The sequence below is a fragment of the Streptomyces sp. NPDC040589 genome (assembly GCF_055594445.1).
Genome location: NZ_JBVIWP010000019.1, coordinates 32,193 through 47,972, shown reverse-complemented (window position 1 = coordinate 47,972; position 15,780 = coordinate 32,193). Strand labels below are relative to the sequence as shown.

The 15,780-nt window shown below is 70.6% G+C and carries 17 protein-coding genes and 1 riboswitch; of the genes, 9 read left to right on the top strand and 8 right to left on the bottom strand.

The genetic code is table 11. The annotated features are described in order from the left end of the window. On the bottom strand, nucleotides 1–227 hold a 227-nt coding region (locus ACZ58V_RS41300), incomplete at its 3' end, for a cbb3-type cytochrome c oxidase subunit I (protein WP_451876439.1). Nucleotides 228–332: 105 nt separating this feature from the next. Between ACZ58V_RS41300 and ACZ58V_RS41295 the strand changes: the two genes are divergently transcribed. Genes ACZ58V_RS41295 through ACZ58V_RS41285 form a run of 3 tightly spaced genes read left to right on the top strand, consistent with a single transcriptional unit; the run spans nucleotide 333 to nucleotide 2,071 of the window. Next, nucleotides 333–884 (top strand): RNA polymerase sigma factor, encoded by a 552-nt coding sequence (locus tag ACZ58V_RS41295; RefSeq protein WP_471296518.1) that lies wholly within the window; start codon nucleotides 333–335, stop codon nucleotides 882–884. Then, nucleotides 877–1,080, top strand: coding sequence for a hypothetical protein (locus ACZ58V_RS41290; RefSeq protein WP_468199606.1), 204 nt, complete (start codon nucleotides 877–879; stop codon nucleotides 1,078–1,080). Before ACZ58V_RS41295 ends, ACZ58V_RS41290 begins: the two co-directional genes overlap by 8 nt. Further along, nucleotides 1,073–2,071 (top strand): CU044_5270 family protein, encoded by a 999-nt coding sequence (locus tag ACZ58V_RS41285; RefSeq protein WP_471296516.1) that lies wholly within the window; start codon nucleotides 1,073–1,075, stop codon nucleotides 2,069–2,071. Before ACZ58V_RS41290 ends, ACZ58V_RS41285 begins: the two co-directional genes overlap by 8 nt. Here ACZ58V_RS41285 and ACZ58V_RS41280 read toward each other — a convergent pair whose 3' ends face one another. The 3 genes from ACZ58V_RS41280 to ACZ58V_RS41270 all read right to left on the bottom strand — a co-directional run bounded on the left by ACZ58V_RS41280 (nucleotide 2,072) and on the right by ACZ58V_RS41270 (nucleotide 5,301). Continuing rightward, nucleotides 2,072–2,929, bottom strand: a complete 858-nt coding sequence (locus ACZ58V_RS41280; RefSeq protein WP_471296514.1) for a bifunctional 5,10-methylenetetrahydrofolate dehydrogenase/5,10-methenyltetrahydrofolate cyclohydrolase — start codon at nucleotides 2,927–2,929, stop codon at nucleotides 2,072–2,074. Between the two features lie 22 nt (nucleotides 2,930–2,951). Then, nucleotides 2,952–3,034, bottom strand: a riboswitch (ZMP/ZTP riboswitch). 22 nt (nucleotides 3,035–3,056) lie between these two features. Continuing rightward, the gene (locus ACZ58V_RS41275) at nucleotides 3,057–3,422 is read right to left on the bottom strand and encodes a nuclear transport factor 2 family protein (RefSeq protein ID WP_468199598.1); all 366 of its coding nucleotides are present in this window, start codon (nucleotides 3,420–3,422) and stop codon (nucleotides 3,057–3,059) included. 124 nt (nucleotides 3,423–3,546) lie between these two features. Continuing rightward, nucleotides 3,547–5,301 carry an ABC transporter ATP-binding protein gene (locus tag ACZ58V_RS41270; protein ID WP_468199595.1) on the bottom strand — a complete coding sequence of 585 codons (1,755 nt, stop codon included), beginning with the start codon at nucleotides 5,299–5,301 and terminating at the stop codon, nucleotides 3,547–3,549. A 182-nt stretch (nucleotides 5,302–5,483) separates the two neighbouring features. On the opposite strand from ACZ58V_RS41270, the gene ACZ58V_RS41265 reads away from it, so the two are divergent. The 5 genes from ACZ58V_RS41265 to ACZ58V_RS41245 all read left to right on the top strand — a co-directional run bounded on the left by ACZ58V_RS41265 (nucleotide 5,484) and on the right by ACZ58V_RS41245 (nucleotide 9,888). Then, nucleotides 5,484–6,572, top strand: a complete 1,089-nt coding sequence (locus tag ACZ58V_RS41265; protein WP_468199593.1) for an S-(hydroxymethyl)mycothiol dehydrogenase — start codon at nucleotides 5,484–5,486, stop codon at nucleotides 6,570–6,572. Then, a complete protein-coding gene (locus ACZ58V_RS41260) occupies nucleotides 6,572–7,201 on the top strand; it encodes an MBL fold metallo-hydrolase (protein WP_468199591.1) in 630 nt (209 codons plus the stop codon). Before ACZ58V_RS41265 ends, ACZ58V_RS41260 begins: the two co-directional genes overlap by 1 nt. Before the next feature lie 102 nt (nucleotides 7,202–7,303). Continuing rightward, the gene (locus ACZ58V_RS41255; protein WP_471296509.1) at nucleotides 7,304–8,218 is read left to right on the top strand and encodes an SDR family oxidoreductase; all 915 of its coding nucleotides are present in this window, start codon (nucleotides 7,304–7,306) and stop codon (nucleotides 8,216–8,218) included. A gap of 28 nt (nucleotides 8,219–8,246) precedes the next feature. Then, a complete protein-coding gene (locus tag ACZ58V_RS41250) occupies nucleotides 8,247–9,032 on the top strand; it encodes an SDR family NAD(P)-dependent oxidoreductase (RefSeq protein ID WP_471296506.1) in 786 nt (261 codons plus the stop codon). 160 nt (nucleotides 9,033–9,192) lie between these two features. Then, entirely contained in the window at nucleotides 9,193–9,888 is a 696-nt protein-coding gene (locus ACZ58V_RS41245; RefSeq protein WP_468199584.1) for a L,D-transpeptidase family protein, read from the top strand. Between the two features lie 27 nt (nucleotides 9,889–9,915). On the opposite strand, the gene ACZ58V_RS41240 is transcribed toward ACZ58V_RS41245, so the two are convergent. The 4 genes from ACZ58V_RS41240 to ACZ58V_RS41225 are packed head-to-tail and all read right to left on the bottom strand — an operon-like array spanning nucleotide 9,916 to nucleotide 14,412. Then, a complete protein-coding gene (locus tag ACZ58V_RS41240; protein WP_468199616.1) occupies nucleotides 9,916–11,115 on the bottom strand; it encodes a Gfo/Idh/MocA family protein in 1,200 nt (399 codons plus the stop codon). Between the two features lie 29 nt (nucleotides 11,116–11,144). Next, on the bottom strand, nucleotides 11,145–12,494 hold the full coding sequence (locus ACZ58V_RS41235; RefSeq protein WP_468199582.1) for an ABC transporter substrate-binding protein: 1,350 nt from the start codon (nucleotides 12,492–12,494) through the stop codon (nucleotides 11,145–11,147). Between the two features lie 10 nt (nucleotides 12,495–12,504). Further along, on the bottom strand, nucleotides 12,505–13,428 hold the full coding sequence (locus tag ACZ58V_RS41230; RefSeq protein ID WP_468199580.1) for a carbohydrate ABC transporter permease: 924 nt from the start codon (nucleotides 13,426–13,428) through the stop codon (nucleotides 12,505–12,507). Between the two features lie 18 nt (nucleotides 13,429–13,446). Beyond that, nucleotides 13,447–14,412, bottom strand: coding sequence for a carbohydrate ABC transporter permease (locus tag ACZ58V_RS41225; protein ID WP_189727639.1), 966 nt, complete (start codon nucleotides 14,410–14,412; stop codon nucleotides 13,447–13,449). Nucleotides 14,413–14,584: 172 nt separating this feature from the next. On the opposite strand from ACZ58V_RS41225, the gene ACZ58V_RS41220 reads away from it, so the two are divergent. Further along, on the top strand, nucleotides 14,585–15,745 hold the full coding sequence (locus ACZ58V_RS41220; protein WP_468199576.1) for an ROK family protein: 1,161 nt from the start codon (nucleotides 14,585–14,587) through the stop codon (nucleotides 15,743–15,745). Nucleotides 15,746–15,780 lie beyond the last annotated feature (35 nt).

Sequence of the window (15,780 nt, the reverse complement as noted above, 5' to 3'; positions counted from 1 at the left end):
CCGGCGAACAGCGGCGTCGCGAACATCAGCAGCATGATCGTGCCGTGCATCGTGAACGCCTGGTTGAACTGCTCGTTCGACATGATCTGCAGACCCGGCCGGGCCAGCTCGGCGCGCATGAACAGCGCCATCACGCCACCGATGACGAAGAACGCGAACGACGTCGCCAGGTACAGCGTGCCGATCGTCTTGTGATCCGTGGTCGTCAGCCACTTGAGGTGCCTCATACCCCGCCTGTGTCCGAGCCCCGCCCGGACGTCACACTGCACGGACGCGACGAGCATCACGAAAACGGGTGTGACGATCGACAAGGTGCCGGACACGAACGGGACATGAGCGACGACGAGATCTTCGCCGCTGCCTACCGCGAGCACTACTGGGCGGTCAGCCGCTATGTCGCACGGCGACTGGAGGGGCGGGCCGGTGAGGTGGAGGAAGTGGTGGCGGAGGTGTTCACGGTCGCCTGGCGGCGCCGGGCCGACCTGCCGCCCACCCCGCTGCCCTGGCTGTACGGCGTGGCACGCAACTGCCTGGCCAACGCGGTACGCGGCCACGGACGCCGCCGCCGGCTCGTCGACCGGCTCGGCAACGACGACACCGCGCACGGGCGGCACATCGCGATGGGTCCCGAGGCCGACACACCCGGCGCCTGGGTCCACGAGGCACTGTCCCGCCTGTCCGCGGCCGACCAGGAGGTGCTGCGCCTGACGGCCTGGGAGGAACTCGGCGTCGACGAGGTCGCGGTCGTCCTCGGCTGCGGCAGCCGGGCCGCCGCCATGCGGCTGCACCGGGCCCGCCGCCGTCTGAGAACCGAGATCGACCGCATGGCCCCCGACCGCGCCAAGGCCGAGGCGCACTCCGCGGGAGGGCGGGACGATGACTGACGCGTCTTGCACGACGACCGGCGGCCCCCGCCCGCCACGCCGCACCCGCGCCGCCCGAGCCTCCCTCAGGAGCGGGGAGGTGACGGCCGGTGAGATCCGGTCGCGTGCCTCCGCCCTCACGGCCGGCGAGGTCCGCGCCCCGTGCCCCCTGCCCGCCGCCCGCATGACCGCCCCGAAGGAACACGGCCATGGCTGACGAACTCGAACTGCTGCGCAGCGCCAACCCGGTGCCGCACGACGGCCCCCACCTCGGCGACGGTCCCCTGGACCACGACGCGGAGCGCCGGCTCGAGCGTCTGCTGCGTGAGCGGCCCTCCGGCCGTCTGCGGGACAGGCTGCTGCCGGGCCCGGGCCGGCCCCGGCTGGCCTGGGGGCTCGTGGCCACTGCCGTCGTCGCCGCCCTGACGCTCACCCTCGTGCTGGGCGGCCCGGACACCACACCGGCGGTCGCGGCCCCCCGCCCACTGGTGGTGCAGACCGGCTCCACCCCCGTGCCCCTGGACCGGCTGGCCGAACGTGCCGAGCAGGCCGCGGCCGACGGCACGCCCCGCCTGCGCAAGGGCACGCACGTGCAGTCCTGGAGCTTGGGCATGTCGGACGCCAAGCCCCCGATCACCCTGCCCGAGGAACGCATCGTGCGCTGGCGGGCCGATGCCAGCCACACCGAGCTCGTCGTGGCCACCGACCCGAGGCATCCGGGCCGCCCGGTCCTCTCCGACGCGGACGGCGAACCCCACCTCGTCGACGACGGGCACGTCATCAGCGACCGGACCTACCCGCCGAGCTGGAGCGACGCACCGCCCCAGTCTCCTCCGCCGGGCGACCCCGCACGGCTGCGCGCCTATCTGACGGAGGCCCAGTACACCGACGGGCCGCTGACCACGCCCCAACTGCTGGACGCCGTCGAGGTACTGCTCGACCACTGGACCCTCGGCGCACGGGAGACCGCGGCGCTCGTCCGGCTCCTGGCCGGCGCCGAGGGGCTGCGGCCGGTCGGCCAGGTGACCGACCGGCTGGGCCGGCGCGGCCAGGCGTACGTGTACGACGGCTCCGGCGTCCGCCACATGCTGATCACGGACCCGGCCACCGGTGCCGTCCTCGGCCTGGAGAGCACCTTCACCGCCGACGAACCGGAGTACGGCGTCAAGAAGGGCGCCGTCATGTCGTACAGCGCCTGGATGGGCTGATCACACCCCGGGCAGACCGAGCTGCCGGGCCGCGGCGTCCACGGTCTGCTCCAGCAGCGTGGCGATCGTCATCGGCCCGACCCCGCCCGGCACCGGCGTGATCAGCGAGGCCCGCTCCACGGCGGAGTCGAAGTCGACATCGCCCACGTTGCCGGCGTTGTACCCGGCGTCGATCACGACGGCGCCGGGCTTGATGTCCTGGCCGCGGATCAGCCGGGGCCGTCCCACCGCGGCCACCACGATGTCCGCCTCGCGCACGGCGGCGGACAGGTCCCGGGTGCGCGAGTGGCAGTAGGTGACCGTGGCGTCCCGGGCGAGCAGCAGCATGCCGACCGGCTTGCCGAGGATCGCGCTGCGGCCCACGACCACGGCCCGCTTCCCGGCCGGGTCGACGCCGTACTCGTCGAGCAGCCGCATGATCCCGCCGGGCGTGCAGGACAAGAAGCCCGGCAGGCCGAAGCTCATCGTCGCGAAGGAGGCGAAGGTGACGCCGTCGACGTCCTTCCCGGGCGCGATCGCCTCGAACGCGGCCCGCTCGTCGATGTGCTCGCCGACGGGGTGCTGGAGCAGGATGCCGTGCACGCCGGGGTCGCCGGACAGCGCCTCGAGCGCGCCGACGAGTTCCCCGGTGGTCGTGGCGGCGGGCAGCGTCACATGCCGCGAGGTGATACCGGCCTTGCGGCAGCGGTTCTGCTTCATACGGACGTAGGTGACGGACGCGGGGTCCTCGCCGACGAGCACCGTGGCGAGACACGGGGCGGTGCCCGTTTGCTCGGTGAGGTGCGCCGCGCGCTTGCCGGCCTGCTCCACCATCTGCCGGGCGAGCGAGGTGCCGTCCATGAGCCGTGCCTTGGACATGATCCACTCCTGGGCTGGTGTACTGCTTCGCCCAGGCGCACGGCATCGCTCCGCGGGGCCGCTCCCCGGTGGTGCTCCACCTCAGCGCCAGTCACGGCCCGGCCCCACCTTAATCCTGTCGCTTCTCCTACTCGTCCCAGGCCTGGATCAGGGTCTGTTCGGTGATCTTGCCGCCCCGCAGCGAGATCATGGACTCGGACAGGACGCGCACGCCGTCCGCGTACTCGCAGCTCTCGCTGTAGGCGGCCTCGTCGCCCTGGACGACGCACCGCTCCATCTTGTGCGTCATGTCGCGGCTGTAGACGTCCTCCAGCATCCGGCCGATCTCCTCCCGGCCGTGCAGGACCTTGGGGTGGCTGGGCTGGGTCGTGCGGTCCACGATGCGGAGTTCCGCGTCGTCGGCGTAGAGGGAGAGCAGAATGTCCGGGGTCTGTCCTTCCACCCCCCGGCGCAGGGTGTCTCGGTCGAAGGCGGGGTCTGCCGCGGTTCCCATGATGACCTCCTTCGCAGGGCCGCGACCCGACGGGGAGCGGGCCGCGAGAAGCCTCACCCTTGAGCCTCCTCCCGCCCGCCGGGCTCGGCAAGCGCAGCCGGGCCACCGGCCCTGAGGCGACGGCTCAGTCGGCCGCGGCCAGGAACTGGGTCGCCGCCAGCTCCGCGTAGAGCGGGTCGGAGGTCACGAGTTCGCGGTGGGTGCCGACGGCCCGGACCCGGCCCGCGTCCATCACCACGATCCGGTCGGCCATCGTCACCGTCGACAGCCGGTGCGCCACGACGAGAACCGTGGTCGTCCGGGCCACGTCCGCGACGGTGTCCCGCAGCGCCGCCTCGTTCACCGCGTCCAGCTGCGAGGTGGCCTCGTCGAGCAGCAGCAGCCGGGGCCGGCGCAGCAGCGCGCGGGCGATGGCGACGCGCTGCCGCTCACCGCCCGACAGCTTGGTGCCGCGGTGCCCGACGAGCGTGTCGAGCCCTGCGGGCAGCCGGGCGATCAGGCCGTCGAGACGGGTCGTCTTCAGCACCCGCGCGAGGGCGCCCTCGTCCGCGTCCGGGTTGCCCAGCAGCAGGTTGTCCCGCAGCGAGCCCGACAGGACCGGCGCGTCCTGCTCCACATAGCCGATCGCGGCGCGCAGTTGGGGCAGATCCCAGTCGGACAGGTCCCGGCCGTCCAGCGTGATCACGCCGGAGTCGGGGTCGTAGAACCGCTCGATCAGCGAGAAGACGGTGGTCTTGCCGGCGCCGGACGGGCCCACGAACGCCGTCATGCCCTGCGCGGGCACGGCGAACGTCACGCCGTGGTGGACGTACGGCAGGTCGTCGGCGTAGCGGAAGCGGACGTCCTCGAAGGCGAGGGCGGCGGGCTGTGCGCCGGGTGAGGGGAGCGGCGCGAACCGGGAGGACGGCTCGGCGGGCAGAAGCAGCGCCTCCTGCATGCGGGTGAGAGCCGCGGCGCCCGTCTGGTACTGCGTGACGGCGCCGACGACCTGCTGTATCGGCGACATCAGGTAGAAGACGTACAGCAGGAACGCGACCAGCGTGCCCACGTCGACGGCGCCGGTCGCGACGCGCGCGCCGCCCACCGCAAGCACCGTGATGAAGGCGATCTGCATGGAGAGCCCCGCCGTGTTGCCCGCGGCCGCCGACCACCTGGCGGCCCGCACGCTCTGCCGCCAGGACTCCTGAGCCGCCTCGTGCAGCGTGGCCTCCTCCCGGTGCTCGGCACCCGACGCCTTCACGGTGCGCAGGGCGCCGAGGACCCGCTCCAGCGAGGCACCCATGACACCCACCGCGTCCTGCGCCCGCCGACTCGCCTTGTTGATGCGCGGCACGATCACGCCGAGGATCACCCCCGCACCCGCGATCACGGCCAGTGTGACGCCCAGCAGCACGACATCCACCAGGCCCATCATCACGATCGTCGCGACGAGGGTGAGACCGCCCGTGCCCAGACCGACCAGCGAGTTGGTGGTGACCTGGCGCAGCAGAGTGGTGTCGGAGGTGATGCGGGCCATCAGATCCCCGGGTTCGCTGCGGTCCACGGCCGTGATCCGCAGCCGCAGCAGATACGACGACAGCGCGCGCCGCGCCCCGAGCACCACCGACTCCGCGGTGCGCTGCAGCACGTACGAACCCAGTGCCCCCACCACGGCGTTGGCCAGCACCAGCGCCGACATCGCCAGCAGCGCTCCGGTGATGGCCCGGTCGTTCGACAGATCGTCGATCAGGCCCTTGGCCACCAACGGCAGCAGCAGCCCGGTCGCCCCGGTGACCAGCGAGAGCACGGCACCGACGGCCAGGGACCAGCGATGCGGCCGGACGTACCCGAGGAGCAGCCGCCAGGGAGGCGCGGCGGAATCGGTCTCTGCGATGCTCACGTCGCTCCTTCGGCGTCGGGCGGAGCGTTCAGGCTACGGCGCGGGGCGAGTACGGTGCCCTGCTTTCTGCGCTGGGCAGAACTCGTGATCATGCGTCTGAGGTGGCCGATCCCCGCCCCTTACCGATCAGTCGCGCGTAGGGTCGGAAGGGACGGACCCCGGCCGACGAAGGAGTCAGCGCGATGGCGCAGGAAGTACGCGGTGTGATCGCACCCGGCAAGGACGAGCCGGTGCGCATCGAGACGATCGTGGTGCCCGACCCCGGTCCCGGAGAGGCGGTCGTGCGCGTCCAGGCCTGCGGGGTGTGCCACACCGACCTGCACTACAAGCAGGGCGGCATCAGCGACGACTTCCCGTTCCTGCTCGGCCATGAGGCGGCGGGCGTGGTGGAGGCGGTCGGCGACGGCGTCACCGACGTCGAGCCCGGCGACTTCGTGATCCTCAACTGGCGTGCGGTGTGCGGGAAGTGCCGGGCCTGTCTGCGCGGGCGGCCCTGGTACTGCTTCGACACCCACAACGCCGAGCAGAAGATGACCCTCGCCTCGACCGGCCAGGAGCTCTCCCCGGCGCTCGGCATCGGCGCCTTCGCCGAGAAGACGCTGGTCGCGGCCGGGCAGTGCACCAAGGTCGCCCCGGAGGCCGCCCCGCAGGTGGCCGGGCTGCTCGGCTGCGGCGTCATGGCAGGCATCGGTGCCGCGATCAACACCGGCAACGTCGGCCGGGGCGACACGGTCGCCGTCATCGGCTGCGGCGGCGTCGGTGACGCGGCCGTCGCAGGGTCGCAGCTGGCCGGAGCGGCGCGGATCATCGCCGTCGACATCGACGATCGCAAGCTCGAGACCGCCCGGACGATGGGCGCCACCCACACCGTCAACTCGCGCGAGACCGACCCGGTCGAGGCCATCCGCGAGCTCACCGGCGGATTCGGCGCCGACGTCGTCATCGAGGCGGTCGGCCGCCCGGAGACGTACAAGCAGGCCTTCTACGCCCGCGACCTCGCCGGCACGGTCGTCCTCGTCGGCGTGCCCACCCCGGACATGAAGCTCGATCTGCCGCTGCTCGACGTCTTCGGCCGTGGCGGATCGCTCAAGTCGAGCTGGTACGGCGACTGCCTGCCCTCCCGCGACTTCCCCATGCTGATCGACCTGCATCTGCAAGGGCGCCTGGACCTCGCGGCGTTCGTCACCGAGACCATCCAGCTGGACGAGGTGGAGAAGGCGTTCGAGCGGATGCACCACGGCGACGTGCTGCGCTCGGTGGTGGTGTTCTGATGACCACCCGAGTCGAACGCCTCGTCACCTCCGGCCAGTTCAGCCTCGACGGCGGCACCTGGGACGTCGACAACAACGTGTGGATCGTCGGCGACGACCACGAGGCGATCGTCATCGACGCCGCCCACGACGCCGACGCCATCGCCCGGGCCGTCGGGGACCGCCGGCTCACGGCCATCGTGTGCACACACGCCCACAACGACCACATCGACGCCGCCCCCGCCCTCGCCGAGCGCACCGGGGCCACGATCTGGCTGCACCACGACGACCTGCCGCTGTGGAAGCAGACCCACCCGGACCGGGAGCCCGACGCCTGGCTGGTCGACGGCCAGACGATCGAGGCCGGCGGCGCCGACCTGCGGGTCCTGCACACCCCGGGGCACGCGCCCGGCGCGGTGTGTCTGTACGACCCGGGTCTTGCCACCGTCTTCAGCGGCGACACGCTGTTCCAGGGCGGCCCCGGCGCCACCGGCCGGTCCTTCTCGCACTTCCCGACGATCATCGACTCGATCCGTGACCGGCTGCTCACGCTGCCGCCCGAGACGAAGGTCCTCACCGGCCACGGGGACCCCACGACCATCGGTGCGGAGGCCCCGCAGCTGCAGGAGTGGATCGCCCGCGGTCACTGACCGCGTGCCGCCACGACACACCCGCGGAAAAGGCGACAGAAGATGTCCGGCTTACCCGTCACTCTCGAAGCACCACGCATTCACGGCAACGGGAGGTCGGACATGTCAGCTCCGCTGAAGGGCAAGGTCGCACTGGTCGCCGGGGCGACCCGGGGCGCCGGACGGGGCATGGCGGTGGAACTCGGCGCGGCGGGCGCCACCGTCTACGTCACGGGACGCAGCACGCGCACCCGCCGCTCGGAGTACGACCGGCCCGAGACCATCGAGGACACCGCCGACCTGGTCACCGAGGCCGGCGGCCAGGGCATCGCCGTCCCCACGGACCATCTCGACCCGGCGCAGGTCCGCACGCTCGTGGAGCGGATCGACGGCGAGCAGGGCCGCCTCGACGTCCTCGTCAACGACATCTGGGGCGGCGAGAAGCTCTTCGGATGGGACCTCCCGGTCTGGGAGCACGACCTCGACAACGGCCTGCGCCTGCTCCGGCTCGCCGTCGAGACACACGCGATCACCAGCCACCACGCCCTGCCCCTGCTGCTGCGCCACCCCGGCGGCCTGGTCGTCGAGGTCACCGACGGCACCGCCGACTACAACCGCGACACCTACCGCAACAGCTTCTTCTACGACCTCGCCAAGACGTCCGTCCTGCGCATGGCCTTCTCCCTCGGCCACGAGCTCGGTCCGCGCGGTGCCACCGCCGTCGCCCTCACGCCGGGCTGGATGCGCTCGGAGATCATGCTGGAGGCCTTCGGCGTACAGGAGGAGAACTGGCGCGACGCCCTGGAACGCGTCCCCCACTTCGCCATCTCGGAGACCCCGCGCTACGTCGGACGGGCCGTGGCCGCGCTCGCGGCCGACCCGGACGTGGCGCGCTGGAACGGCCAGTCCCTCTCCAGCGGCGGCCTCGCCCAGGTGTACGGCTTCACCGACCTCGACGGCAGCCGCCCGGACGCCTGGCGCTATCTCGTCGAGGTCCAGGACACGGGCAAGCCGGCCGACACGAGCGGCTACCGCTGAGCCACCCCCGGGGCAGTACGGTCGGCCCATGACGGGCACCAGGCGCTTCGAGGGGTACGGGGTTCTCATCACCGGCGGGGCACGCGGCATCGGTGCCGCCACCGCCCGCCGGTTCGCGCGGGAGGGGGCGCGGGTCCTGGTGGCCGACCAGGACCCGGCCGAGGCCACGCGGACCGCGCGGGCCCTGCGGGACCAGGGGCACACCGCCGAGGGGCGCGCGTGCGACGTGGCCGACCGGGCGGCGGTCGAGGCTGCCGTCGCCCACGCCGTCGACACCTTCGGCTCGCTCGACGTGCTGGTCAACAGCGCCGCCCACTGCTCGCCCGACGCGCCCCTCTTCGAGGACGAACCGGACGAGTCGTGGGCGCGCGACCTCGACGTCACCCTGTCCGGCGCGTACCGCTGCTGCCGTGCCGCGCTGCCGCACCTGGCCGCCTCCGGGCGCGGCGCCGTCGTCTCGATCGGCTCCGTCAACGGCCTGCAGGACTTCGGCAACCACGCCTACAGCGCCGCCAAGGCCGGCCTGGGCTCCCTGACTCGCACCCTCGCCGGTCACGCCGCCGCGCGCGGTGTCCGCGTCAACCTGGTGGTGCCTGGCACCGTCCGCACCACCGCCTGGGAGGGCCGCGACGAGGACCTGGAAGCGCTGCGCCGGCTCTACCCCCTGGGCCGGGTCGGCGAACCGGAAGACATCGCGGCGGCCGTCACCTTCCTCGCCTCCCCCGACGCCTCCTGGATCACCGGCACCACCCTGACCGTCGACGGCGGCCTCACCGCCGTCAACACGGCCTTCCACGACGCCCTGCGCCCATAGCGGGAACCGGCCCCTCGCGGCAGCGCCTTCCGCCCCGGCTGTGCGGTGAGGTATGTCACCGTTTCGTCGCAGGCCGGACCCCCGCACAACCGAAGCCGCCCTTCGCCCGTCTAGCTGGCAGAACACCGCAGACCAACTCCGCGAAAGGGCATGACGAGCCATGGGGGACGTACGCAGACGGGGAGCCGTCGCACTCGGGATCACCGGCCTGGTGGCACCGCTCACACTCGCGCTCGGCGCCACCCCGGCGCAGGCGGCGAGCTGCACCACGCAGACCGGCCCGTACCAGAAGCAGGTGGAGAAGTTCCTCGGCCGTCCAGTCGACGGAAAGCAGTCCGCCACCGACTGCAAGGCCATCCGCGCCTTCCAGACCAAGCACGGGATCTCCCCGAACATCGGCTACGCCGGGCCCGTCACCTGGGGCGTGATGGACCTGATGCAGAAGCAGAAGGCCGTCGGGACGAACCCCAACAAGGACGGCAAGTGCCCGGTCAACAAGGGCCGGATCGCCTGTGTGAACCTGACCCTCCAGCTGAGCTGGATCCAGGACGGCAAGAAGCTCGTCTACGGTCCGGTCCCGGTCCGCACCGGCCGCGACGGCGACGAGACCCGCACCGGCCTGAAGAAGATCTACTGGCGCAACATCGACCACGTCTCCTCCATCTACGACGTGCCGATGCCCTACGCCCAGTTCTTCGACGGCGGCCAGGCCTTCCACTCGGTCGGCATCAGCGTGTGGAACCCGCCGGGCTCGCACGGCTGCGTCAACATGACCAAGACCGACGCCAAGAAGTACTGGTCGCTGCTGAAGAAGGGCGACGACGTCTTCGTGTACGGCCGCAAGCCGGGCACCTGATCCCAGGCACCCGGCCCGCACGGGCTCCTACTGGGGCGCGTCCCCGAAGTCCGGGATCTCCAGCCGCACCCCGCCCTGCCGCGCGGACTCGTGCGCGATGATGCCCGGCAAGGTGTAACGGGCGGCGACCCACGCGTTCACCGACGGCAGGGTGCGCGAGTTGACGGCGGTCACGAAGTCGTCCACCAGGAAGTGGTGGCTGCCCTCGTGGCCGTTGTGCAGGTTGTCGAACTCCCTCGGCAGCCGCTCACGGTCGTGCACGGGCGCCGACCCGGAGGTGAAGGCGGCCCGCAGCTCCGGCGCGATGTGCTGCAGCGACGGGTCGTCGGGAGCCATGGTGGGCTTGGGCTCCAGCAGTTCGCTGATGTCCTTCACCCCCTGCTTGTCCTGCCACAGGGCGACCGTGGCGAGCTGCTCCATGCTCGCCTCGGTGCCGAAGAAGCGGAAGCGCGACTCGCGGATGTGCGAGGGGTAGCCGACCCGCCGGAACTCGTTCGTACGGAACGAGCCGCCGCCGGCGACCTCGAACAGCGCGGTGGCGTTGGAGAAGTCGTTGCCGAACTGGCTGATGTCCTTGTCGAAGACGCCGTCGCCCCGGTCGTCGAGGACACCGATCGCCGACACGCTGACGGCGTGCGTCTGCCAGGCGCCCAGTACCCCGCCGATCGCGTGCGTCGGGTACAGCAGCGGGGGATAGCTGGCGGTGGCCTTCCAGTTCTCGCCGCCGCTGTACTGGTAGGCCTCGTAGAAGCCCAGGTCCATGTCGTGGACGTAGTCGCCCTCGGCGTAGAAGAGCCGCCCGAAGGCGCCCTCGGCGATCTGGTTGCGGGCGTGGACGGTCGCCGGGTTGTACTCGCTGGTCTCGCCCATCATGTACGTCAGACCGGTGGCCTTGACCGTGTCGATGATCGCCGCGATCTCCTCCGTGCTGATCGCCATGGGGACCGCGGAGTACACGTGCTTGCCGGCGTTGAGGCCCTGCAGCACCAGCGGGCCGTGCGTCCAGCGCTGGGTGAAGATCGCGACCGCGTCGACGTCCTCCGACTCCAGCATGGCCTGGTACGACGGGAAGGAGCCGGCGAGGCCCTGCGCGGCGACGAGCTGTTCGGCCCTCTCGGGCAGCAGGTCGGTGACGTAGACGTCGCTGACGCCGGGGTGGGCCTGGAACAGGGTGGCGAACTGGCCCGAGAACTGTCCGGCGCCGACGATGCCGAGGGAGAACGTCATGTGAGGCATGCCCTTCACTGTGCGGGTGATCACTGCGAGAGGATCAGGTTGATCTGGTCGTTGGTCTGGTCGAGGCTGCTGACGGGCTTTCCGTTGCCGTAGATGTCCTCCATCGCCGGCTGCATGAGCGCCGTCATGTCCGCGGAGTAGCTGGCGATCGGGTACGAGAAGGTCCGGAAGCGCTTCTTGTCGGCCACGGGTTCGGTGAACGACGAGACGTCGATGCCCTTCTTCCGGTACGCGGCGACGGCGGCCTCGGTCCCGGCCGCGGTGGCGGGGAAGACGACGCCGTACTTGCCGACGACGGTCTGGCACTTGTCCGAGGCCAGATACGCCACCCACTTCTTGGCGCCCGCCTTGTTCTTGGAGGCCTTGGTGACGGAGTCGGCGAGGCCGTTCATCATGGTGGCGCGCTTGCCGGTCGGTCCGACCGGTGTCCGGGTGGTCTTGATGTCCCGGCCCTTGAAGCCCGTGTAGGTGGAGATCATCCAGGCCCCGTCGAACGCGGTGGCCGCCTTCCCCGCCGCGATCTGCGTGTTCTGCTGGTTGGACTGGATGTTGTAGTCCGACAGCGGCGGCATGTAGCCCTTCTTCGCCAGGCCGAAGTACCAGTCGACGACCGACTGGAAGGTCTTGCTGTCGTACTGGTACTTCGTGCCCCAGCGCGCCTTGTTGAGGTAGTTCCACCCGGCGGAGCCGGTGAAGGGGCTCCACTGCGTCTGGCCGTCGCCGAAGCCGCCGCCACCCGTGGCCAGGCCGTACACCTTGACGTTGTTCTTGTCGAAGCCCGGCTCGTCGCCCCGCTTGCCCTTCCTGTCGACCGTGAGGTGGGCGATGGCCTTCTCGAAGGTGCCGCCGTCCTTCGGGTTCCAGGACAGGTCGCCCAGCTGCTCGGCGGTGAGCCCGGCCTCCTCGGTCATCTTGGAGTTGTAGAACAGCGAGACGGTGTCCCAGTCCTTGGGAGCGCCGTAGCGGTGGCCGTCCTTGCCGATCCAGTTGGCGGCGAGGCCCGGCTGGTAGTCGGAGTTCTTGACACCGAGGTCGTCGAGCGGTTCGAGGACCTTCAGATCGGCGAACTGGCCGAAGTTCTGGATGTGGTCGGTGAACACGTCCGGCGCGGTGCCCGCGATGAACCCGGCGGTGAGCTTGGTCCAGTAGTCGCTCCAGCCCAGCTGCGTGATCTTCACCTTCAGTCCGGGGTTCTCCTTCTCGAACCCCTTGGCGCAGGCCTGGTAGGCGGGCAGCTGGTTGGCGTCCCACAGCCAGTACGTGACCGTGTTCGCGGAGGATCCGGCCGCGCCTCCTTGCGCGCACCCGCTGACCAGGGACAGCGCCAGCGCTCCGGTCGCCGCGACGAGCGGACGAAGTCGAATTCGCATCACAGTCCCCTTACTTGATCCCGGTGAAGCCGATGGAGCTGACGATGCGGCGGGCGAAGCAGGCGAACAGCACCAGCATCGGCAGCGCGGCGATCAGCGTCGCCGCCATGAGCCCGGACCAGTCGACGCCGGTCGCCGGGGTCTGCGCCCGGAAGACCGCCAGCGCCACGGTCAGCACCCGCGAGCTGTCGCTGTAGGAGACCATCAGCGGCCAGAAGTAGTCGTTCCAGGAGGTGATGTACGTCAGCACGCCCAGCGTGATGATCGGCGTGGACGCCATCGGCAGCACCACCCGGAAGAAGATCTTGATCTTCCCGGCGCCGTCGAGCAGCGCGGCCTCCTCGACCTCCTGGGGGATGTTCATGAAGAACTGCCGCAGGAAGAACACCGCGAACGGCGTCATGAACATGGTGGGCAGCGCGATACCGAGGAGCGTGTCGATCAGGTGCAGTTGCTTGATGAGCACGAAGTTCGGCAGCAGCGTGAAGATGGCCGGCACCATCATCCCGGCCAGGAACAGTCCGAACACCTTGTCCCGGCCCCGCCAGCGCAGCCGCGAGAAGGCGTACGCGGCCATCGCGGAGAAGAAGATCTGACAGCCGGTGATCAGGGTCGAGACCAGCACGGAGTTGAGCAGATAGCGCCAGAAGTCGAGCCCGCCGCCCGCGCCGCCCTGTTTGACGGCCTCCTCGGCCGACTGCATGCCCAGGGCCCGTTCGAATCCGCTCGTGGTGAGGTCCACCGGCAGCGGGTTGGTCGGGTCGGCGTTGAGGCCGGCGTTGGTGGAGAGCGCGGTGCGCAGGATCCAGTAGAACGGCAGCAGGGTGATCAGGACGATCACGCCCATCAGGGTCCAGGCGGCGGCCCGCCCGAAGGGGAACTTGCGCCGGACCGGTCGCAGGGTCGTCGGCGTCGTTGTCGTCACGGTGGCCATGTCGGTGTCTCCCTTCCGTCAGCCGAGGTCGGTCCGGCCGGCCCGGGTGAGCCGGTACTGGAGGACGGTGATCGCGCTCAGCACGACCAGCAGGGCGACGGACATGGCCGAGGCGTATCCGAACTGGAAGCGCCCGAAGGCGGAGCCGTAGATGTAGAACTGGAGCACGTTGGTCGCGTTCGCCGGACCGCCCGCGGTGGTCACCGCGACGGTGTCGAACACCTGGAACGACCCGATCACGGTCATGATCAGCACGACCGCGAGCACCGGCCGCAGCAGCGGCATGGTGATCCGCCAGAACATCCGCCACTCGCTCGCGCCGTCCACCCTGGCCGCCTCGTACATGTCGTTCGGGATCGCCTGGAGACCGGCGAACAGCAGCAGGGCGGTGTATCCGACGTGCCGCCACACGTTGATGAGCGCGATCGTCGGGATCGCCCAGGTCTCGTCGGCGAGGAACGGGATGCGGTCGGCGCCGAGCGCGCTGATGATCTCGTTGCCGATGCCCAGCTGCGTGTCGAGGATCCAGAGCCAGACGAGGCCGGCCACGACGTTCGACATCAGGTACGGCGTGAGCACGATCCCGCGCAGCATCGCCGACTGGGTCAGCCGCTGCAGCAGGACGGCCATGGCGAGCGCCGCGACCGTCTGCACGCCGATGTTGATGACGACGTACTCGACGGTGACCCACAGCGAGTCCCAGAAGATGGGGTCGTTGACCATGCGGACGTAGTTGTCCAGGCCCACCCACTCCGCCGGTGTCAGCAGGTTGAAGCGGGTGAAGCTCAGATAGATGCCCCGGAGCGTCGGCCAGAGCAGGAAGACCACGAAGCCGAGCAGCGCCGGCGCGATGAACACCGCGGCCAGCCGTCCGTCTCCCCGGTTGTCCCCCACCTCGGTCCGGCGTGTCCTGGGTTTGCTGCGTGCCTCCGCGGCGCCGCCCGCGGGCAGACGCGACGGAGGACTGCTGGAGGCGATGGTCATCGGGCGACTCCCTCGCATACGGCGGCTCGTCCTCTGGCGGGACTTACTTTTGGTGCGAAACAATTGCTGCGTCAAGGGGTGTGCAAACATCTTTTCGCAGGAACCACCATCGCCCTAGAGTGGTCATGTTGGTTTCAGTGCGAAAAAAAAGGCTGAGGGGAGTCGGACGTACATGACCGCAGGCACCGCCGGCTGGCTGCCGCTGAGCGCGGGGGAGCGCTCCGTGGCGATCGAAGTACTCGTCCACGGCCCGCTGTCCCGGACCGAGCTCGCCCGGAGGCTGGGTCTGTCGGCCGGCAGCCTCACCCGGCTGACCAAGCCGCTGATCGAGTCGAGCCTGCTGATCGAGGTGGCCGAGGCCGGAGCGCCGACGGAGGCCCGCCAGGGCCGCCCCTCACAGCCGCTGGACGTCGTCGCCGACTCCGGGTCCTTCCTCGGCTTCAAGATCACCGAGGACACGGTCTACTGCGTCGTCACCACGCTCCGCAGCCACATCGTGGCCCGCCATGACCGTCCGCTCACCACCCACGACCCCGCCGAGGTCGCCGACATGCTCGGCGCGATGACCGCCGAACTGGCGGCCGAACACCCCCGGCTGGCCGGGATCGGCATCGGGGTCGGCGGTTTCGTTCGGGACCGTGCCGTGGTCGGGGAGTCACCCTTCCTGCTGTGGCGGGACGTCCCCCTCGCCGAACTCGTCGAGGAGCGCACCGGACTGCCCGTGGTCGTCGAGAACGACGTCGCCGCCCTGGTCGAGGCCGAGACCTGGTTCGGCGCCGGACGCGGCCTGGACCGCTTCGCCGTCCTCACCATCGGTGCCGGCATCGGCTACGGGCTCGTGCTCGGCGGCAAGCGGGTGTCCTGCGCGGAGGAGGACCGCGGCTTCGGCCGTCACTGGATCGTGGACCCCAACGGCCCGCTCACCCCGGACGGCCGGCGCGGCAGCGCCGTCTCGCTGCTGACCATCCCCAACATCCGCTACCAGGTCCAGGCCGCCACCGGCCGCGACCTGACCTACGAGGAGATCCTCGCGCTGGCCGCCGCCGGAGAGCCGATGCCCGCCCGGGTCATCGGCGAGGCCGCACGCGCCCTGGGCACGCTCGTCGCCCAGATCTCCAATTTCGTGATGCCGCAGAAGATCCTGCTCGCGGGGGAGGGGGTCGGGCTGATGGATGTGGCGGGCGCGACGGTCGAGGAGGCCATCCGCGACAACCGGCATCCCCTGGCCGCACCGGTCGACCTCGAGACGAAGGTGTCCGATTTTCACGACTGGGCGCGCGGCGCGGCCGTGCTGGCTATCAAGGTGATGGTCCTGGGATCGGCCGAAGCGTGAACAGCCTCACGTTTACCGGGAGATGGACGTGATCA